A 22,474-nucleotide genomic window follows, 5' to 3' on the forward strand; every position below is an offset into this window, starting at 1 on the left:
TATCCAAAATGGTTCTCTTTCTGATTACTCAATAGCTTCTGAAATTCCAACTTCATACTCTCATTTCAGTTCTTTTACAAACTATTAAATCATTACCGCGTACCATGTTACCCCGGCCAGTAGAACAAAAAGAAGAAGAATATAGATTGCAGATAAGTTTTTCACATTTCTTTTTGTAGACTTACCGTAATTCTCCTCCACGTTTCTTGCAACTAGTACAGTCCCAAATAGCGATACAATTACAATAATAACGACTAGTGGAATTGCAAAACTCATTGTCTTTTCACCTCTCTAAGACCCATCTATTTTAATTAAAGAACTTACATAAAAACCTTCCTCTTTAAAACGTTGATAACATACTACCTTTCTTCTCTTATCATAATAGATGTTTGCAAAAAGCGGACCAACCACTTTCGTGTTTTTTTGCTCATCCACTTAAAAAATAAAAAGCAACTGATCACTTAGGACCAGTTGCTTTTTTCATACGATAATTTTTCATTTAAAATTAATTCGATTTAAAAGTTTCGCCTTTTCATAATGAAACATCGACTGAGATAACTCAAAAATTGTTCCATTTACAAGATACACTGTATTTTCAATAAGAAGCGCCGGATCACCTTCATTTAATTCTAAAAGCTGTGCATTTTCTTTATTTACTTTTTCACAACTAATAACTTTATCAGCAAAACCAATATTTAATCGTAAATCTTCAATGAAATAACTGTATACAGAGCTTAATGCTATTTCTTCGTTCAAATATGGAATAATATCCTTTTTGAAATAACTTACTTCAATAGAGAATGGTTTAGCATCTACAATTCTTAAGCGCTTCAAAAAATACAACCTAGTTCCAGCTTCGCATTGCATCCGCTTTGCTATCTCTTCGTCCGCATCTATTACTTCCAGCTCTAACACTTTCGTTTCAATATTTTGTGAAACAAGATTTTTCGTTAATCCACGTAAACTTCCTAAATTAATGTAATCTGTTACAGAAGTTTCGCGTAAAAACATGCCACTACCTTGCACTTGAAAAATATAACCTCTATTCACAAGCTGACTAATTACTTTACGTATCGTATTACGGCTTACTTCAAATCGATTCATCAACGCTTCTTCTGTAGGTAGTTTTTTCGTTTCATTAAAAAGCCCATCTCGAATGTTTTGCTCTAACACATCTGCAATTTGTTTATACTTTGCACTCATACACTTTCTCCTAAAATACTCTTTTATCTGTTATAACTCTTCCCCTCTCGTTTCGATCACACGTTTATACCAATGAAACGAAAGTTTCTTCTTACGTTTTAAGTTATCATTATGATCGACAAAAATAAAGCCATATTGCTTTTTATATCCATTTAACCAACTTAAAAGATCAATCACTGACCATGCATAATAACCTTTTAAGTTAATTCCCTCTTCAATTGCACGCTTCATTACTTTTAAATGCGCTTCAATAAATTTAATTCTCGGAACATCTACAATTTCTCCGTCAATGATTGGATCTTCATCACCAAGTCCATTTTCCGTTACATACATCTTTATGTCACCGTAACGCGCTTTCAACATATGCAATCCCTCTAAGAAACCTTCGGGAGATATTTCCCATCCCCATTTTGTATATGTTTTATCATCCATTTTAACTGTTCGATAAAAACCATCAAAAGAAGGGTTACCTGGAGCAAGCGTTGAGTTTTCTCGAGAATGTTCCTCACTCTTTATATCCATATCGTATCTTTCTACTCGTATTGGTTGATAATAATTCAAGCCAATAAAATCATTTTCTTCTGCATTTTGTTTAATGATTTCTAATTCTTCAACCGTCCAATTAGGAGTCCATCCTTTTTCCTTTAATTGTTGTACAACATAAGACGGATACTCGCCTTTTAAAATTGGATCATAATACCAATACGTTTCATATTCATTCGCATGATTTGCTGCTCGTATATTTTCTTTTTGATCATCCACACTATAAGCAGGTAAGAAAACATGTGTAATCCCAATCTCACCATATTGTTTCAGCTGCTTGTACACCGCAACTGTTTTCGCATGTGCATAAAATACATAATGAGTCGCTTGAAAATACTTTGGAACATCATTTTGGATTCCTGGTGGATGTGCACCTTTTAAATAACCTAATCCACAAAACATTACTGTCTCATTAAAAGTAATCCAATGCTTAACTCTGTCACCAAATGCCTTAAAACAAGTTTCTGCATATTTTACGAAAGCCTCTGCTGTTCTTTTATTCGTCCATCCACCATCTTTTTCTAACGGTAATGGTAAATCCCAATGATATAAAGTGACAAACGGCACAATCCCGTATTTTAAACATTCATCAATTAAGTTGTTATAAAATTCAATCCCTTTTTCATTTACCTTTCCATCTCCAGTCGGCAATATTCTCGCCCAAGAAATAGAAAAACGATACGATTCTAATCCCATCTCAGCCATTAAGCGAACATCTTCCTTATATCGATGATAATGATCAACAGCTACATCACCATTTGTTCCATTGTATGTTTTGCCAGGAATTTTTGAAAACTCGTCCCAATTCGTAACACCTTTTCCATCTTCATTCCATGCACCTTCTACTTGATAAGAAGCTGAAGCAGCTCCGAATAAAAAATCATGTGGAAACTTCATAGTATATACCTCCATTTCATTACAACAAATCAAATTCATTCACATATATAAAATTTATAGGTACAAATTTTATATGTATGATTATATCTTATGTTTTTATTTTTTTCTATTATAAAAGTACAATTTCTATTGTTGGTTATTGGAAAAGAAAAAGAAGCGATATATTTTATCGCTTCTTACTCTCATCATCTTTATTCTTTTATTAATGACTTATTCGCTCTTATAACTTCTTGATACAATAATGGTGACCACTTTTCATTTATGTAGTCTTGAATTACCCAGCCTACTCTTGTAGGATTCTTTTGTTTTATATCGTTTGCAATTTCAGGATTTATATAAGAAGCGTAGTAATATGGACTATTCCATGCTGTACCACCAGAAGACAAGCTTGTAAAATTAATATATAGATGATTTAAATCCTCGCTATTGTTCATCGTTTCATCCATCGTATCTTTAATAGATTTTACTTTCTCATCATAATTCACTTTATATTTATCTTGTACTGTTACATTTACATTTTGGTTTACAGTTGTGGTAAACGTCTCATTATCTGGCCAATAAAAATTATTATATCCTCCAGATTCATTACTACCACTATATCTTTTTAGTAGTACAATTTTCCCACGAGCATCTCCAAGTTTTATATTTCCTTCTGTTTTTAAAAAGATAGGATCAACAAAATAATTTTTTTCAAACGTACTACTAAATGAACCTTCTGCCCCTTTCATATCCTCATACTCTTTTTTTAAAGACATAATAATTGTTTCACTCGGGTTATCTTTTAAAAATTGTTTCGCTTCATTTATGAATTCATGCAGTGTTACGTAAAGATATAATGGCCCATGATGAAGAACTATCGTATTATCATCTGTTAAACGTCCTCTTATATCAAAAATGCGAGATCCATGGTCCATTTGATAGCGAAAATCATATTCTTGCGTCATTCCCCACACTTGCTTAATCGGATTTTGCAACTTGAACGTCCCACTATCGTGTGTTCCTGGAATTGAAATTCGTGCTAACGGGATATTATCAGGTATAGGTTGCATCCATTTTGACCAATTTTCAAGCTCATTAACAGAGCTAGCTGCAACTACTCTCTTATCATGTAAAGCAAATACAAATGTGATAAATATTGTACTACATATGAATAATTTCAAAATTAACTTCTTATTGCTCATTATTATCCCTCACTTTTTCTGTTTTTACATCAAACTTATTGAATATAATATAAGCTAGTTCATAAAAAATAAATAACATTTCATCAATATGAAATATTGCATAGAAGTAAAGTTAAAAAATCATTCACATATACTAAATTAGAAAAATTTAAAGGAACTTCATCTGAAGTTCCTTTTGCTTATTTTATGTTCAATACATATGAACCATCTTTATTCTCATATTTATAGACGTATAAATAATATTTCCCTGGCTTTGCATTATAAGTTCCTTTAACTACATTTCCTTCATTTTCACCATATGCTACATAGTTATTTAAATCTGATTCATGATGAAGTACCCATGTCATTCCGATATTTTGTTCATTTAGTAGAGAAATATTAATATTTTCCGGCGAGTCAATTTGGAAAGTAAATACATCTACTCTATCACTAGTATGTAGCGTTCCTTTCACCGGTGTATGAAAGTTAACTTTATTTGCCTGTCTAGGCTCATTGTTTGGTTCATTTTCTGTTACTTGTAACTCATTTCCACCGTTTGATTTTCTTTGTTCATAACCTAAGTTTACTAGTATAGACTTCAAATCTGGTAAAACACCAATTTTATCTGCATATGGATCTTTAGATTTTGTTCCTGTGCTCTGGTTGCTTAATATTGCTCTTAGTTCACTTGGTCTATATGGTTGTCCTAAATGTTCTTTAGCAATGCTTTGTACTAAAGTCGCTGCCCCAGCAATAATTGGCGAAGCACTAGATGTTCCGCTAAAGCTTGAAGTATAAAGATTTACAGCACTTCTACTTTGCTCGGCTGTAGTTGTATCTACATTTTCTCCCCATCCGTACACATCAATACGGCTTCCATAATTCGAAAACCACATACGTTCATGAGGGAAAGATGAAGAGCCAGCTCCTACCATAATTGCACCCGAATCTTTAAAATCTTTACTATTACGATTTAAGACTTGCTTACCCTTTCTATCTTTGAACTGATCTAAATCATTCCACCCATTTGCTCCAGCCTCTATAATTACAATTCCCTTATCTGTACCAGCACGAATTGCATCAAAAATATCTGGTTGTACTTCAACAGGTAAATATTTATCACCATATCCATCAAAGGATGCTTGCGCCTCTAATAATAAAACATCCCCAGCTTCTAACTGATTTACAGCGCTTAATATTGCATCAGCCGTATTATACTGTCCGTTATCTCTTATTTGAGAGATAACCTTTGCTTTCGCTTTTGGCGCAATCCCAATATTCCCGACTTCATTGTCCTCAGAGGATACAATTCCTAGTACAGACGTCCCATGACCGACATGCTGATTTATATTTCTTCCAGACATTAATTCAATATTTTGATGTAATAAATCCTCATGATTTAATAGCCATCCGTATTCCATATCAACAAAAGTAATACCATTTCCATTACCGCCTTGAATTCCCCAGGCGAAAGGCGCATTAATACCGTATGGGGCTGCTTCAAGATAACCTTGTTTTTTAAATCTAGGATTGTTATTAGGATTAAGAGCTACACTTGATGATTGCACTTCAGGTGGCATTATTTTCTCTTGTTTCTTCATATACGCATCTTCTATTAAAGAAGATGCCTTTAACTTATCTACTATTTCTTCTTCATACCCACTATTTTGATTTTGAAGAATATAGTAGTTTAATAGACTTGTAGATACATGATTAGGTGCTTTCACTTCAAGGTTTTGTATTTGTTCCGGGCTTACAGATGTGAATAAACGAGTAAATGTTACATCTGGATATTCTGTCAAAAGATCTTTTATTACTTTATCATTCGTTTGAGATTGTATTTGTTTTTCAATACCATCTTCATATGGCAAATCCAAATTCGCTTTAAATTTTACAATGATTTGCTTATCTGTTTCTTGTTCTATCCCTAATTTACTCTGCTGTTCTATAGAATCAGCATATACACTATTGATAGTGCCTCCTGTTCCTAAAAGTGTTGTAATGATTACAGTTGACGCACACATTTTTTGAAATATTTTCATTACATCAATCCTCCTATTAATAATTATTAATCATTATATTAATCTATAATGATTAATTCTATAACGTATTCCCTTTCTACTAAATAGATTATAGTAATCAGAAATATGAACTTCAATGTATTTTCATATGCAATATTTCATATTCTGACTCTACACTAAACGAATATGAAACTTATAGTGATTATTTATTTTATATGTGCTAATATACTTACATTAATATATTACGCATATACACATTTCAAACTACATTACTTAATCGTTTCACCTTAATTTTTTCTTAGGAGGATTTACAATGAAATTACTAAAAATAAAACATATAATTCCTTTATCTGCGGCCGCAATTACATTCGTATGTAGTCAAAGTACAGCTGAAGCTTCTACCATTCATACAGTAAAAAAGAACGATACACTTTGGGGCATTAGTAAACAATACGGAGTTTCAATACAATCCATTAAACAGGCTAATAATAAAGGTAAAGGAAACGATAAAACCTTTATTGGCGAACAGTTACATATTCCAGGGTCCGTGAAATCAAATGAAATCACTGTTCCTCAAAACGCCAAGCCTGCGAACATTTCTGAACAAATTATTTATCAAGTACAACCGGGAGATTCATTAGAAACGATAGCAAAGCGTTACAATGTCACTGTCCAATCTATAAAACAAATTAACAATACAGTCGGAAACAAGCTTTATACAGGACAACATTTAAAAATCAACTCAAGTATTTCACAAAAAGAAAAAGACTTAATGGCACGCTTAGTTACCGCTGAAGCAGGTGGCGAATCCTATAAAGGAAAAGTAGCAGTAGCCAAAGTTATACTAAATCGTGTAAATGCAAAAGGTTTTCCAAATACAATAACAGGCGTTATTTATGAACCTATTAAATACGGATATGCATTTACTCCTGTTACAGATGGAAGAATTAATCAACCTGCAAGTGCAGAAGCAAAAATGGCTGTAGAAGAGGCTATCTCCACAAATGGAGTAGATTCAGACTGGATTTATTTCTACAATCCAAAAACATCAACGGACAAGTGGATTACGACACGTCAAACAGTAGCAGTAATTGGTAATCATGTGTTTGCTAAATAAGATTTAAAATCATTAACAGACCTCTTCACTTAAAAGGTCTGTTTTTTTCTATGTAAGATGTTATTAATCATATGACATAGTTATTTTTTAAACTGTTTCTTCTTTCAAATAAAAATTTTTGTATTTACTCCACCACTCGTAGAAATTAATAAAGCATCAAGTTCAAAAACTCCCACTTTATTAATAAAAGCTATTTCTTAACTTCATAAAATTGTTATACACTAGAAAAATAAAAAACAAACTATTCGTTAGCAGGTGGAAGAATATGTATGATGTTACGATTATCGGCGCTGGAGTAAGTAGCATTTTTATGGCTTATTCACTAGCTAAAAGTAACAAAAAAGTTTTAATTCTTGATAAAGGTAAAGCGCTAGAAGATCGCCATTGTCCTTTAGACGAAGGAAAAGTGTGTAATTGTACTACATGTGATAAATATTTCGGGTTTGGTGGTTTAGGCAAATCTGAAGGGAAATTTAATTATACAAACGGATTTGGCGGAGAACTTGAGAAAAAAGTCGGTAAAGAGGGTTTTATACAACTCATGGCTGAAGTAGATGAAATTCTATGTCAGTTTGGTGGAAGTTCGGTTTCAAAATATTCTACTGAAAATTCAAGTCTCACTAAGAGAGCTGAAGCGTGTGGTTTACAAATGCTAACAACAGAAGTAAGACATCTTGGTACTACACTTTCCAGTAACATTTTTCAGCAGCTCTATGAATTTTTACTGACGAAAATAAAGATCCAATTTCATATAGATGTACAACATATTCTGAAACAGGAAGACCATTTTACAATAGATACAAATCAAGGAACAGTTCAAACTAAGCAACTAGTATTTGCAACTGGGCGCTCTGGGGCCGATTGGTTAAAAGAAATGTGCAGTTCCCTAAATATTTCTCAGGAGCAAACACGTGTAGATTTAGGGATTAGAGTAGAAATGAAAGAACATCAATTACGTTCTATATTAAAAGATACTTTTGAAACAAAACTTTCTTATCAAGGTGAGCATTTCACAGCAACTACTTACTGTATGAATCCAAAAGGACGCATCATTCGAAAGTACGAAGAAGGTTTAGTTATGCCTGACGGTCAAAATTTTCGAGAGCAAGGAACTGGCACTTCTAATTTAAATTTCACTTTATTTATTCCTCGCTATTTTCCAACTCTCAAAGAAGCAAATGTATACGCAAGTTCAATTATTAAAGGCATTAACCAAGGACGAGATCGGATTGTTATACAGCGCTTAGAGGACTTACTAAAGAAACAACCTACGGCGGAAAACAGCATGGAACATAGCCGTATACAGCCTACACTACAGGGGGATTATGGAGATTTGAATCAAGAAATTCCTCAATTATATATTGAAGGGCTCAAAGAATTTTTATTACGTTTAGAACAATTTATACAAGAACCTATTGATCAACATACTTTACTATATGGAATTGATGGAAAGTTCTATGCTCCTACGATAAAAATTAATAATCATTTTGAGACTAGTATACATGGGCTATTTTTAATTGGAGATTGTTCAGGCGTTACGCACTCATTATCTCAAGCAGCTGCAAGTGGTCTGTATGTTGGAAAGTACTTATCTGACATTTAATTTCTATCATTAAGATTCTAGTCAAATATTCCTAATTTCAAAACACTTTACTTATATAGTAAAAATATATTAATAAGCCCTCCTATCCTTCCCGGCTAATGATTAACCGACAAAAAATCGGAATTTTACAAGATACATATGTAATATAACTACATATTTAAAACTGTTGGTATTCAATTCTAATAAATTGAATGTCAACAGTTTTAAAAGTCTCTATCCATTTTCACTTTCATTTGTTCGATATTTTGTAACATCATCATAGTGTTTAATATGGTAGGATGTCTATAAGTCAATTTCACTACAACTATGACTTGTTCTGCCCGTTTCTCAAAAAGAGTTATATTTATGCTACTACGCTTTAAAAATCCCCATTGTATGTATATGAATACTTCAAATTATTCCCTTTAAAAAACAGAGTCTAAATGGTTCATTACACTCTAATAGTTATAAAAACATAATATATAACTTCAGTTAAATAAATTGTATAAAGAAGGTGTAAAAATGAAGAATAAAATAAATTTACAAATGCAAAATATAAGCTTTGTTATAATAATGGCTTTAGCAGTATGGTTAAAAACATATCTTATTACGCGATTCAGTTTTGATTTAAAAATCGAGTCTTCAACGCAAGAGCTTATTTTGTTTATTAGTCCTCTAGCCGCATCATTAGCATTTGTTGGATTAGCATTATTTTCAACTGGTGAAAAGCGAAATTATATAGCGCTATGTATTAATTTCTTATTAACAATCGTACTCGTTGGAAATGTAATGTTCTATGATTTTTATAGTGATTTCGTTACATTACCAGTACTTGGACAAACCTCAAACTTTGGACAATTAGGCGGCAGTATTATAGAAATATTAAACTACAAAATTATACTCGCATTCGTAGACATTGTTTTCTTCTTTATTTTATTAAAAAAGAAATCATTGGTCTTTAAAACCGAACGTGTAACTCATTCTACACGCTTGTTATACTTTCTTTTAACAATTGGTGTATTCTTTGCGAATCTACATCTTGCAGAAAAAGAGCGCCCCGAATTATTAACGAGATCATTCGACCGAGTAATGCTTGTCAAAAATTTAGGCTTATATACTCACCAAGTATATGACTTAACACTGCAAGTAAAAGCCGGTTCACAAAAAGCGCTTGCTGATAGTAGTAAATTACAAGAAACTGAAAACTACGTAAAAGCAAACCAAAGCGAGTCAAACCCTAATATGTTTGGTGTAGCGAAAGGAAAAAACGTAATTGTAGTCACTCTTGAATCCTTGCAAACCTTCTTAATAGGAGCATCAGTCAATGGGCAAGAAGTTACACCATTCCTAAATGAATTCATAAATGAAAGTTATTACTTTGATAACTTTTTCCATCAAACTGGTCAAGGGAAAACATCCGATTCTGAATTTCTAATCGATACGTCGTTGTATCCATTAAATCGAGGGGCTGTATTCTTCACACACGGTAACAATGATTATACTGCGACTCCAGAAATTTTACGTCAGCAAGGTTATTTCACTTCTGTATTCCATGCGAATAACGCAACATTTTGGAATCGTAATATCATGTACTCTGCTCTTGGTTATGATCGTTACTATAATGAGCTTGATTACAAAATTACACCAGAAACAAATTTAAATTGGGGATTAAAAGATATCGAATACTTTGATCAATCAGTAGATATATTAAAAACTGTTAATCAACCATTCTATGCTCGTTTCCTCACTTTAACAAACCATTATCCATTTACGTATGATGAAGATACAAAATTCATTGAACCATACAACTCTGGTAATGGCGTATTTGATCGTTACTTCGTAACAGCACGTTACTTAGACGAATCAATTAAAAAATTTATTGAACGTCTAAAGGCCGAGGGGCTTTACGATGATTCTATTATTGTGTTATACGGTGATCATTATGGTATTTCCGAAAAACATAATCGTGCAATGGCACAGTTTTTAGAAAAAGAGCAAATAACAGAATTTGATACTTTAAATTTACAACGTACGCCTTTATATATTCATATTCCTGGACAAACAGAAGGTCAAACTATTTCAAAGCCTACGGGACAAATCGATATGAAACCTACTATTCTAAATTTATTAGGTGTTGATTCTACGAATGATATTCGTTTTGGCCATGATATGTTTTCAGATGAATATACTGGCTTTGTTGTTTTACGTGATGGTAGCTTCGTTACAGATAAGTATGCATACAAAAACAACACTTTCTACGACCGTATAACAGGTGAAATTGTAGATTTACCAAAAAAAGAAGCTCAAGCCCTCATTAAACGTGCCCAAAATGAATTACGAATGTCTGACAAAATTATTGAAGGCGATTTATTACGCTTCTCAGAAAGCAATAAAATTAAAACTGGCGAAGTACAAACTAAAATTAAAGAAACAGAAAAATAATCTATATATGAAAAAGGGAGCAACTTATTACAGTTGCTCCCTTTTTCTTTTATTCTACGCTTGTTTCTAAAGCTACATCCGTATAGGTATTATCATTACCAATATTTAAAATTACTTCACATTGACGCAATCTCAATTCAAAGAGCATGATAGAATCATGATAGATTTCAGGATTTGATTTCATCTTATGTAATATCTCTTGTTTTTCTTGTATTTCTATATGCGTGTTTTCTACAGCTTGCTTTAAGGAGTTAAATGGATTCCTAAAGAATATATTAATATCTCGCTCTTGTGTGTTTTCAAACAGCTCAAATTGCAAGAAAAATTTCTTCATAATAGAAGCCGTTACCTCAGTATAATCTTCATTTTCTACATACTGTTTGTATTTGTTATATAGCATAGATTTATTTTTAGGAAGAACTCCAAATAATTTACCGGCACTTTTCAGTAAAAATTGTGCTGGCGTAAATCGACGTAAAATATTTACTTCATCCATTTGTATTCTAGTCGTCATCCTGTCAGTATCTCTGCGCCAGTCATCAAGCACTTTAAAGTCACATTCTAACTGTATTCTATTTTCTCCAAATAGTGAATTAAGCCCTTCACTAAGTTCTTCTAAATACGTTTGACTTTGAAGAAGCTCATTATTAGAAGTTGCAATCCAATTTTGCATAGAAAGAGCAAGATTAGGTAATACAGTTTGTTCTAAATATTTATGCACTCTTTCATTCATTGCTTTATTTAGTTCCGTATCCATGTGCCCGAAATCACTTTCTTCACTAATTAAATTAGAACAGCTCTTTAATATCTTCGGAATATTTTCAGTAAGATCATTTGTAATTTCAGTTTTCATTGAACGATATGATTGTGTAATGAGATGAATTTTTTCCCGCTCAAATGCAGTAAGGTTATTAATGCTACCGTTTAGTTTCACTAGCATATCTTCATTCCAATTAATAGCATCCACTAGATTGTTTTCTTTCTCAACACGTTTATCCAAAAGATATGTAATTGTTTTTCGAATGAAATATAATAACTTTTCAGTACGTTCTGCATCTATATGTTTATGATTAAAGTTAAAATGAATAAACTCAGTTAAATCATTTAATTGTTGACTACTTGTATATAACGAAGAATAAGGGAAAATTCTCGCATGCGGGAAATATGTGTTTATTCTCGTTGCCGTATCATGTAATACCCTTTTCACTTCTGCTTCACTGTAAATGTTATCGATTTTATTTAATAAGAAATGAATTTGTAAATTTGGCGTATGTTCTTGAATACTTAATAGAATGTCACGTTCTTTATCAGTAAAAGGTGAATCCGCATTCAATACGAATAGTAATTCGTCTACAGAATTTAAATATTCGAATATTTCATCTCTAGTGTCGTTATTCCTATTAAAGCCAGGTGTCACTACAAATGTAAGTTTATTTTCATTTAAAAATCTGCATGGTAATTTAAATTCAACACACGCTCTATCTCTATATGTTTGATGGTGCTGAGACATCATATTATGGTAATCAGAGACATCTTCCGTTGTTGTAATTGCTGAGTCTGTTATAGCGTTTATTTCTATATGAGCATCATTTTTTAAAACTACTATATTTGAAATTGATTTTTCTAATATATTTTCTCCTAATATAGAGTTAATAAATGTAGTTTTTCCATTTCCTGAAGTTCCCGTTACTAAAATACGATTTGTTCTTAAATCTGCGAGCTCGTCAACTAGCCATTTAAATCGGTGACCTATTTCTATATTGTGCTTTTGTGCCCATTGTGTAATAGATTCAAAAAGGTGTAAGCTGTACTCTAAGCCATTTACATGATTAATAGAATGTGACAGTAAGTTTTCCGCATGTTCTATATTTGCTGAATCTATTTTGGAAGGGAAAATCTCATCCCATGCCAATACAGCTGCAGATGGAAATACAGCATAAGATGGATTGACTACCTTTAACCAATTTGCTAACAGATTTGGTATGATATCATTTAATTGTCTAAGCGTATATTGACCTTGAATTAATGCAAAGTACGTTTCTTCGTAAAGAGCAGAAACTTTGTTCCATATATCGGACGAATGTATTTCAATATGTAAGAAAAATTCATTTATTGTGTTAAGCCACAATAAGTAATTTTTTTCATTTTTATAACTGTTCCAGAGTGATGAAACCATTTGCGTAAATTGTACTTGATCTACATTATTTAATGTAGCTAATGCATCATAAAAATAGTCTGGTGAAATATGTTTAGTAAACCCTTTATCGATATATCCTTTTAACACCTCAAACCAAGGATACGATTCTATGCGAATTAACTCATTCACAGCAAGCTCTACTGCACTATCAAAATCTTGCTGTTCCTCATAAAAGGAACGGGCAATTTTTGTGACATTCGGATAATCAGGATTTAAAGAAACTGCTTCTTTAATAACACCGAAAGCTGATTCAAAATTATTTTGCTCAATGTAAAGAGAAAGTAATTGTAGTCTAATTTCGGTCATCAATATTTTATTATCAGTGGTAATAGAAGTATAAATATTTTCAGCAAATGATAACTGATTAAGTTCGAAATAAGCATCCGCAATATTTTTTTGTGCCCATGGTGCTAATTCATTACTAACCTTCTCCCATTTAAAAATAGCTGATTCAAAATCTTGATGACGATAATAAAATTCACCTTGTGCAAAACGAATATAAGACCCATCAGAAATCTCATTTTTTTCTTCGTTTACATAAGCTTGTCCAAGTACGTCAAGAGTTGGTTTTGTTCCATTCTCCATTAGGAATGTTTCATAATACATTTTTTTTATTAATTGTTTTTCTAATCTCATCTTTTCCCCCACTATATCTTGAAAATACATTTTTAAGATATGTCAATACTTTTTGTATGTATGCTTTTTATCTTAACAAAGAATATCTTTTGGAAAATTTCATTTTCCTTTCATTTTTCAAGTTAGATTGAATTTTTATGAGAAAAGTTTCAGTTTTTTTTCAATTCCCTTTCAGTTATGAAACAGCATTAAATGTTCCTAATAACCTAATAACACTATAATATTCCACATTATATTATCAGGAAAATCCCATATAAACCATATTATAAAAACAATCTATATTGAATTTATATACATAATTCACTGTGCTGTCAAACAAAAAAACAACAATAAGAGCCAACAGCTATTCATACCATTTCTTTCTCAAATTGTTTTCCTTTAAAATGTTTCAGTAGTTATGTAATTAAATTCCATTAACCTATATAAATAACTAGTCCAAAAAATATCTATATGCATATCATGTTATAGTAAAGAATTTAGGAGATCCTAAAAGGAGGCATTTTCATGTTTGAAGATAAATCTAAAATAAATTACCCATATGAATTTACTGAAACTACAACAGTTCCTCTAAAGAACCCCATTGACAAAAAATTCAAGAACGGGACAGGTACACATAACTTTCCAATTAAGAAGCACTATAAAGAGCAAGTTCTATACACTGAAAAAATCAATAATAATAAAAATAAATAATTGTATAGATCCTTATAACAATTAGCCAAATAAGAAGCAACATTTGGCCATGCATAGTTATTTGGTTAGTAATGTAGAAATCTTTATTATACAATTCATGCACCTTTTAAAAAGTGCTGTATACAGCGCTTTTTTATACATAGATAAATTTAAGCTAACGCAACCAAGAAATAAACTGCAAAATTACTCCACCTTATTTTCGTTTAACAATTAAATCTACATATTAAAAGGGAGCAACAGTAAATGTTGCTCCCTTTTGAAAAGTAATTTTATTCACTCTACATAACCCTCTTAAACATCTTCTCCAACTCATAAGTAGAATGATGCACAAGAATCGGTCTTCCGTGTGGGCATGTGTATGGGTTTGTTGTTGTACGAAGTTCCTCAAGTAAAGCAAATATTTGATCGTTCGTTAAATATTGATTTGCTTTAATGGATGCTTTACAGCTCATCATAATGGCTGCTTCTTCACGTAACTTTTTAATATCAACTTTTTTTAGTTTAACAACTTGCTCCATCATTTCATCGATAATTTCTGTTTCTTGTCCTTTCGGGAACCATGTTGGATGCGAGCGGACGATAAAGGATTGATGACCGAATTGTTCTAAAAATAGCCCGACTTTTTTTAGTTCTTCTAACTGTTCTTCGACACGTAAAAATTCAGTAAGAGATAGATCAATACGGTACGGTACAAGTAACTCTTGTACTTCTTGCGCTACCCTTCCTACTTTATCACGGAAGTATTCATAATTAATACGTTCCTGCGCGGCATGCTGGTCAATCATATATAAGCCTTTTTCATTTTGAGCGAAAATATATGTTCCATGCATTTGTCCAATTGGATAAAGTGGTGGTAAGTCATTCCCGTTCATTTCAATCTCTTTTATTTCCCGAACTTCTTCTTCTAATTCCTCTAGTTCAAAGTCCTCTTCATTACTGTCCCACGATTTCTCTTCTTGAATTGGTTCTTCGATTATCGGTTTAGTGGATGGTTGCCAACTTTGCTCTTCTCTTATGAGCGACTGTGGTGGTTGCCATTCTTGTTTCGGCGGTTGCCACAGTTGTGGTGGCTGTTTCACAGCCTGCGGTTCTTCTTGTTTTGCATCCATGCCAGTTGGTAAAACAATGTCCGGCATAGATGGTTCTTTCGGCTTTGCATGCTCAAACTGGAACTGTTCTTGCACACTTTCGTCTTTTTCTTTTTTCTTCGTTGTTACGCCTGCATCTGGAATGAGCTGTATTTTTTTAAATGCAGCTTGCAATGTTTCTTCGATCAGCTTTAGCAATTCTTGTTCTTTACTAAAACGAACCTCTAACTTCGCTGGATGTACGTTAACGTCAACTAGCATTGGATCCATTTCAATCGATAAGAAGCCAATTGGATACCGGCCGACTGGCAGTAATGTATGGTATCCTTGCTGAATTGCTTTTATTAGTACAAAGTTTCGAACGTAACGACCATTTACGATCGTTGACATATAATTACGAGATGCTCTTGTTACTTCTGGTAATGTTACATAGCCTTTAATTGTAAAGTCTAAAGATTCAGCTTCAATTGGAACAAGCTTCTTCGCAACTTGAATACTGTAAATCGATGCAAGTACTTGCCTTACATCACCGTTACCTGATGTATGAAGCAATTTCTTTTCATTATGAAACAGTTTTAACGATACTTCTGGATGTGACATTGCAATACGATACACGATATCTGTAATATTCCCGAGCTCCGTATGAATGGTTTTCATATATTTAAGACGCGCTGGTGTATTAAAGAATAAGTTTTGTACTGTAATATCTGTTCCTTTTCGGCTCGCAGTTTTCTCTTGTTTTATAATGTCTCCACCTTTAATTATGAGGTGTGTACCAGGCGCATCACCTGTGCTAGTAATTAATTCTAATTCACTAACAGAGGCAATACTCGGCAATGCCTCACCGCGGAAACCGAGTGTTCTTATGCGAAACAGATCGTTTTCATCTTTAATTTTACTCGTCGCATGGCGTTCAAAAGCGACGATACAGTCTTCTTCTGCAATACCATCACCGTTATCAATGATACGAATTTTCGATAACCCAGCTTCTTCTAAGTGGATTTCAATAGATGTACTATTCGCATCGATAGAATTTTCCACAAGTTCTTTTACGACTGAAGCAGGGCGCTCTACTACTTCCCCTGCCGCAATTAAGTTAGAGAGTTGGTCATCGAGTTTGCGAATTTTCCCCATCTACTTACTCATCCTTTCTTTAACTTCTTCTGTAAGCGATACAATTCGTTCATCGCTTCTAAAGGTGTCATATCAAGTAAATCAATTTTTTTAATTTGCGCAAGTACTGCGCTTTCTTTTTGATCAAGCACAGGCTTGTCTTGTTTTTTTGAAGATTGGTCTCCTCCAAAGAAAGATAGTTGTGACTCTTCTTCAGTCTCTTCTTTCTTTTCTTGTATTTCTGCCGGTTCTTCTTTTACAACTACAGGTTCTGGAACAACTTCTTGTACCTTTACTTCTACACGCTTTGGAATAATAATTTCTTCCTGTCCTTCTAGTTGTGCTAACACTTCTTTCGCGCGGGCGATTAAGCTATCTGGAAGCTCTGCAAGTTGCGCAACGTGAATTCCGTAACTTTTATCAGCTGCTCCATCTTGAATTTTATGAAGGAATACTACTTTTCCATTCTCTTCAATTGCTGAAACGTGTACATTTTTCAGTTGATCTAAACTCTCTTCTAACACAGTCAATTCATGATAATGCGTAGAGAATAACGTTTTTGCACCAATTTGGTCATGAATATGTTCAATGATTGCTTGTGCAAGTGCCATACCATCATACGTAGATGTACCTCGTCCAATTTCATCGAATAAAATTAAACTTCTTTCTGATGCGTTTGCAATTGCATTTTTCGCTTCTAACATTTCGACCATAAATGTACTTTGACCTGATATTAAATCATCCGCTGCACCAATTCTCGTAAAGATTTGATCAAATACAGGTAATACTGCTTCTGTTGCTGGTACGAAACAACCGATTTGCGACATAACAGTTACAAGTGCTAATTGTCTCATATACGTACTTTTACCAGACATGTTCGGTCCTGTAATTAAAAAGACATCCATCTTCTCTGGCATAATACAATCATTCGGTACATACAATTTCCCGTTCAATACTTTTTCAACGACAGGATGACGACCATCTTTAATAAAGATTTCACGCTTCGTTGTTAGTACAGGTTTTACAAACTGTTCTTCTTCACTAACTGTCGCAAAACTTTGCAGTACGTCTAATTCACTAATTACTTTTGCTAAATGTTGTAATTTCGGAATAAATACTTTTACTTCTTCACGAAGCGCTGTAAATAAATCGTATTCTAGTTGTACAATTTTTTCTTCTGCTTCTAAAATTAACGTTTCTTTTTCTTTCAGTTCATCTGTAATGAAACGTTCAGCATTAGCAAGCGTTTGTTTTCGTTCGTAGCGGCCTTCTGGAAGTGCTGCAAGATTCGCCTTCGTCACTTCAATGTAGTAGCCGAAAATACGATTGTACCCGATTTTTAACGATTTAACTCCTGTAATATCACGCTCTCGTTTTTCAAGCTCAGCGATCCACGTTTTTCCGTTTTTACTAACGTAACGATATTGATCAAGCTTGTCATTATAACCGTCTTTAATAATATCTCCATCTTTAATAGAAAGCGGTGGGTTTTCTTGAATACTTCTTCCTAGTAATTCAGTTAAGCTCTCACATGGATCCGCCCCTTGAATTAACCTTGCTGCATAAGCATTATCTAACAAACTAATCGCTTCTAAAATAGCTGGCACTTGAAGTAAAGATCGTCTTAACTGTAATAAGTCCCTTGCATTAACATTACCAAATGCAACTTTTCCTGCTAAACGTTCTAAATCATATACTTCTTTTAATTTTTCTTTTAAATCTTCACGTAAGAAGTAATCATTTACAAATGTTTCAACCATTTCTAAACGCTCTTCAACTTTTTCTTTCTGAATAAGTGGACGTTCCATCCACTGTTTTAACATACGACCACCCATAGCTGTTTTTGTTTTATCCAATAGCCATAATAATGATCCTGTTTTTTCTTTCGTTCGAAGTGTTTCCGTCAGCTCTAAATTTCGCTTTGAATGCACATCAATTTTCATAAATTGATTCGTATAATAAATTTCTACAGGTTGTAAATGATCTAATGAACGTTTTTGCGTTCTTATCACATAGTTAAATAAGCGTCCAATTGCTTTAATTAACTTTGCTTGCGAAACATTTTTCACAAGATGTTCTAATCCTTCAGGAATTGCCGTTGCATCTTCATATGAAATTGTCATTTTTAACGTTTCAGTTAATTTATTTAATTCATCTTTAGAAAATGAAGAATCTACAACAATTTCTTTCGAACCAGTTGCATACACTTCCAATAAAATATCTTCTACTGAACCAGTCAATAACGTTACTGTATTTTGTCCAGTCGTTAAATCATTACAAGCTAAAGCATATGATCCATCTTCAAAATGTGTTAATGCGGCTAAGAAGTTGTTTTCTTTCTCATCAATTGTACGCCCTTCCATCATCGTTCCTGGCGTAATTAGTTGTACTACTTCACGGCGCACTACACCTTTAGCTGTTTTTGGATCTTCCACTTGCTCACAAACAGCAACTTTATATCCTTTTTCAACAAGTTGTTCAATATAGTTTTTAGCTGCATGATGGGGTACACCGCACATCGGTATACGATCACTACTGCCACCATCTCGGCTCGTTAATGTAATCTCAAGCTCATGAGCTGCTTTAACGGCATCTTCAAAGAACATTTCATAAAAATCGCCTAATCGGAAAAATAAAAAGGCATCTTGATAGTCTGCCTTAACCTTTAAATATTGCTGTATCATAGGGGTATATTGCGTCATACTTTTCCTCCATAATTCTTACATAGTAATCAATTTTCATATATGTCACATTTCACGGACATCCATATCTCCTATTTCAGGAGTCTATCTTCATTATAACATATTTCATAAAGAATCATGTTCATTCAGCGCCACTTATGTAAAGTAAAAAGCTAGGAAGAACTTCTCCCTAGCTTTCTATTACTCTTCTTCTGCATCAACGATAAAGTTCGGATCTAATTCTTCAAATTCATCATCAGCAATTTGGAAATCATCATCTGATTCTACGCAGCCTTCAGGATTTACACTTACACAAATTTTCGTTTCTCCAACTACTTCTGTTACAAATTCACGTTCTACAGTTACAACAATTTTATTACCGTTTGGTGATACAAGCGCTTCTAAACAATTTGGTGGCTGAATAACACGAGCAATAATTTCTAAATCGTCACCAGAAAAGTTTTTATCACGATAACCAATGCTGACTTCGTCCGTGTAGTTCACGCGTTCTGTTACAACTTCAGTCTTTGTATTTCCATCAAATGAATACCAAGTGTTCACATCATAGAAACCTTCAATTTCCACATGCTTCCCATTCTTTCTTGCTTCGTACGAGTGGTTAATTACCCAGCACCCTAAAATACTTGTTGGTTCATTATTCGATTCACATGTATGCGTTGACTTTGTATACTTACGTCCTTTTCCAACCACTGCTTTTGTAATAATCTCTCTAAATTCGGACATTCGTAACCCTCCTCAATCACTATTCACTTAATCATATGCGTGACAATAGCGGAATGTGTCATTCTTTTTTTGAGAAGAACTTACGTTTAATCAACTAAAAAAAAAGAGATGTCAATATGACATCTCTTTAACAACCACAATTTCCTTTTTTACTTTCTACCGCTGCGCCAGTTTCACCCTTAAGTACATCGCCACCAGTTGAAATTAATATTTCATCTGTTACGTTGTTAGAAATTGTACTAGCAACTAACTGTAATAAGTCATTTACGTATGTTTGTGAAGATTTAAATTCTTGTACGACTGGAATACTGTCTAACTTATCTTGCAATGCATCAATTTCAGCTTCTACCTTTTTTAAAGCTTCCCACTTCCCGTAATGCTGCAAGTTTACTGCTTGTTTTTGCAGTGCTTTAATTTCATCGATTGCGCGCTTTACATTTTCATTTTTATGAATTTGCGCCTCTGCTTTCTTAAAAAAATCAACTTCTTCTGTTTCAGAAATCATTTTTGCTAATTCTTTCGCTTGTTCAACAATGTCATCTTTCGAATATACTTTCATCTATTATTTCACCTCAATCGGCTCTTCAACTAATTCCCCGTTAAGAGACCAAGTTTTTGCTTCCGTTACTTTTACTTTCACAAGCTGACCAATTAAAGATTTTGAAGCGACGAAGTTTACAAGTTTATTCGTACGAGTATAACCTGCAAGTACTTCCGGATTATTTTTACTTTCCCCATCAACTAACACTTCTACAATTTGACCTTTATAACGACTATTCTTTTCAATTGCCAACGTATTTACTAGTGTATTTAAGCGTTGAAGACGTTCTTTCTTTACTTCCATCGGTACATTATCTTTCATTTTTGCAGCTGGTGTACCTTCGCGAGGAGAATAAATAAATGTAAAGGCAGTATCAAATCCTACTTCACGATATAACGACATCGTTTCTTCAAATTGCTCATCTGTTTCATTTGGGAAACCAACGATAATATCTGTTGTTAATACTGCATCTGGAATTGCTTCTTTAATTTTTCTTACAAGTTCTAAATAATGCTCACGTGAATATTTACGCGCCATAATTTTCAACATATCTGTACTTCCAGATTGAACTGGTAAATGGATATGTTCTACTAGGTTGCCACCTTTGCCAAGCACTTCAATTAAGTGATCATCGAAATCACGTGGATGGCTCGTTGTAAAACGAATACGGGCAATATCAACTTTACGAAGTTCGTCCATTAAATCGCCAAGACCGTATTCTATATCTTCAAAGTCTTTACCATATGCATTTACGTTTTGTCCAAGTAACGTAATTTCTTTATAACCATTTGCAGCTAAATGACGAATCTCTTGGATAATATCTTCTGGACGTCTACTTCGCTCTTTTCCGCGTGTATACGGTACAATACAATACGTACAGAACTTATCACAGCCATACATAATATTTACCCAAGCTTTAATATCACCACGACGTACTTTCGGAAGGTTTTCAATTACGTCGCCTTCCTTTGACCATACTTCAACTACCGTTTCCTTCGAGAACATCGCATCTTTTAGAATGTACGGTAATCTATGAATATTATGCGTTCCAAACACCATATCTACATGCTGATTTTTTTGCATAATTTTATTTACAACAGATTCTTCTTGAGACATACAACCACATACACCAATTAAAAGGTCCGGATTTCTTCGTTTGAGTGACTTTAAATGGCCTAGTTCACCAAACACTTTATTTTCAGCATTTTCACGAATCGCACAAGTATTTAATAAAACTACATCTGCATCCTCAGTTGAAAAAGTTGGTTCATATCCAAGTGTTGTGAAAATACCTGCCATTACTTCCGTATCATGCTCATTCATTTGACAACCATATGTACGAATATAGAACTTTCGGCCTGTACCAAAATTGCGAAACTCTTCAGGTAATCCAAAATCCCGTTCAATTTTAACTTCTTCTTTCCCGCGCTTTTTCGCATCCTTTAAGGAAGGTGGTTGATATACACTTTCAAAGTATTTACTATAATCTTTCTCTTCTTTTTTCGTAGAGGAATTTGCTTGTTGACTTGCTAATCGTTGTTGCTCGTTCATCGGTAATCTCCTTTCACCCTTAACTATACACACTCTATAGTCCATTTTAATGCGCTTAGACTCACCTCAAAAATGGTTAGATAGCTTGGAGATAACTTGTCCTTTGAAACTTGAGTAATCAATCTAATCATTCATAAGAATGAAGTCTTCCCCACGCAAATAGACATTCCCTTTTTATCATTTCTTGTTGTCCTACCCAAAAGCATATTGCTTTATCCCTATAAACATTACCATAGTATGACGTGTTTCGCCAATTTTAACAATTCAG

Annotated in this window: 15 protein-coding genes; 4 read left to right on the plus strand and 11 right to left on the minus strand. The window is 33.4% G+C overall.

Going from position 1 to position 22,474, the window contains the following annotated elements; translation table 11 throughout:
• Nucleotides 1–84: 84 nt before the first annotated feature.
• The 5 genes from ACS2FK_RS00240 to ACS2FK_RS00260 form a co-directional block, all read right to left on the minus strand.
• Nucleotides 85–276: a hypothetical protein gene (locus ACS2FK_RS00240; RefSeq protein ID WP_063548423.1), complete on the minus strand. Its 192-nt coding sequence runs from the start codon at nt 274–276 to the stop codon at nt 85–87.
• 219 nt (nt 277–495) lie between these two features.
• Entirely contained in the window at nt 496–1,203 is a 708-nt protein-coding gene (locus tag ACS2FK_RS00245) for a GntR family transcriptional regulator (RefSeq protein WP_001274912.1), read from the minus strand.
• Nucleotides 1,204–1,233: 30 nt separating this feature from the next.
• The gene (locus tag ACS2FK_RS00250; protein ID WP_000671631.1) at nt 1,234–2,643 is read right to left on the minus strand and encodes a glycoside hydrolase family 1 protein; all 1,410 of its coding nucleotides are present in this window, start codon (nt 2,641–2,643) and stop codon (nt 1,234–1,236) included.
• A gap of 191 nt (nt 2,644–2,834) precedes the next feature.
• Nucleotides 2,835–3,824: a phosphatidylinositol diacylglycerol-lyase gene (gene plcA / locus ACS2FK_RS00255; protein WP_063548425.1), complete on the minus strand. Its 990-nt coding sequence runs from the start codon at nt 3,822–3,824 to the stop codon at nt 2,835–2,837.
• A gap of 179 nt (nt 3,825–4,003) precedes the next feature.
• On the minus strand, nt 4,004–5,845 hold the full coding sequence (locus ACS2FK_RS00260) for a S8 family peptidase (protein ID WP_000689202.1): 1,842 nt from the start codon (nt 5,843–5,845) through the stop codon (nt 4,004–4,006).
• Nucleotides 5,846–6,137: 292 nt separating this feature from the next.
• On the opposite strand from ACS2FK_RS00260, the gene ACS2FK_RS00265 reads away from it, so the two are divergent.
• The 3 genes from ACS2FK_RS00265 to ACS2FK_RS00275 all read left to right on the plus strand — a co-directional run bounded on the left by ACS2FK_RS00265 (nt 6,138) and on the right by ACS2FK_RS00275 (nt 10,965).
• Nucleotides 6,138–6,941: a cell wall hydrolase gene (locus ACS2FK_RS00265; RefSeq protein ID WP_063548427.1), complete on the plus strand. Its 804-nt coding sequence runs from the start codon at nt 6,138–6,140 to the stop codon at nt 6,939–6,941.
• A gap of 265 nt (nt 6,942–7,206) precedes the next feature.
• Nucleotides 7,207–8,544, plus strand: a complete 1,338-nt coding sequence (locus tag ACS2FK_RS00270) for an NAD(P)/FAD-dependent oxidoreductase (protein WP_023522822.1) — start codon at nt 7,207–7,209, stop codon at nt 8,542–8,544.
• Nucleotides 8,545–9,045: 501 nt separating this feature from the next.
• Entirely contained in the window at nt 9,046–10,965 is a 1,920-nt protein-coding gene (locus ACS2FK_RS00275; protein WP_063548429.1) for an LTA synthase family protein, read from the plus strand.
• 49 nt (nt 10,966–11,014) lie between these two features.
• Here the strand turns inward: ACS2FK_RS00275 and ACS2FK_RS00280 are convergent, their stop codons facing one another.
• Nucleotides 11,015–13,798, minus strand: coding sequence for a dynamin family protein (locus ACS2FK_RS00280; RefSeq protein ID WP_063548431.1), 2,784 nt, complete (start codon nt 13,796–13,798; stop codon nt 11,015–11,017).
• 504 nt (nt 13,799–14,302) lie between these two features.
• Between ACS2FK_RS00280 and ACS2FK_RS00285 the strand changes: the two genes are divergently transcribed.
• Nucleotides 14,303–14,488, plus strand: a complete 186-nt coding sequence (locus tag ACS2FK_RS00285; protein WP_000461138.1) for a hypothetical protein — start codon at nt 14,303–14,305, stop codon at nt 14,486–14,488.
• 278 nt (nt 14,489–14,766) lie between these two features.
• Here ACS2FK_RS00285 and mutL read toward each other — a convergent pair whose 3' ends face one another.
• From mutL to miaB, 5 genes are all read right to left on the minus strand, one after another.
• Nucleotides 14,767–16,710, minus strand: a complete 1,944-nt coding sequence (gene mutL / locus ACS2FK_RS00290) for a DNA mismatch repair endonuclease MutL (protein ID WP_063548433.1) — start codon at nt 16,708–16,710, stop codon at nt 14,767–14,769.
• 8 nt (nt 16,711–16,718) lie between these two features.
• Nucleotides 16,719–19,391, minus strand: coding sequence for a DNA mismatch repair protein MutS (gene mutS / locus ACS2FK_RS00295; protein WP_000195993.1), 2,673 nt, complete (start codon nt 19,389–19,391; stop codon nt 16,719–16,721).
• 180 nt (nt 19,392–19,571) lie between these two features.
• Nucleotides 19,572–20,114: an outer spore coat protein CotE gene (gene cotE, locus ACS2FK_RS00300; protein ID WP_001288799.1), complete on the minus strand. Its 543-nt coding sequence runs from the start codon at nt 20,112–20,114 to the stop codon at nt 19,572–19,574.
• Between the two features lie 127 nt (nt 20,115–20,241).
• Entirely contained in the window at nt 20,242–20,673 is a 432-nt protein-coding gene (locus ACS2FK_RS00305) for a RicAFT regulatory complex protein RicA family protein (protein WP_000870460.1), read from the minus strand.
• Between the two features lie 3 nt (nt 20,674–20,676).
• Entirely contained in the window at nt 20,677–22,206 is a 1,530-nt protein-coding gene (gene miaB / locus ACS2FK_RS00310) for a tRNA (N6-isopentenyl adenosine(37)-C2)-methylthiotransferase MiaB (protein ID WP_001005391.1), read from the minus strand.
• Between the last annotated feature and the right edge of the window lie 268 nt (nt 22,207–22,474).

The sequence above is a fragment of the Bacillus cereus group sp. BceL220 genome (assembly GCF_051776965.1).
In the GTDB taxonomy this organism is placed as follows: domain Bacteria; phylum Bacillota; class Bacilli; order Bacillales; family Bacillaceae_G; genus Bacillus_A; species Bacillus_A cereus.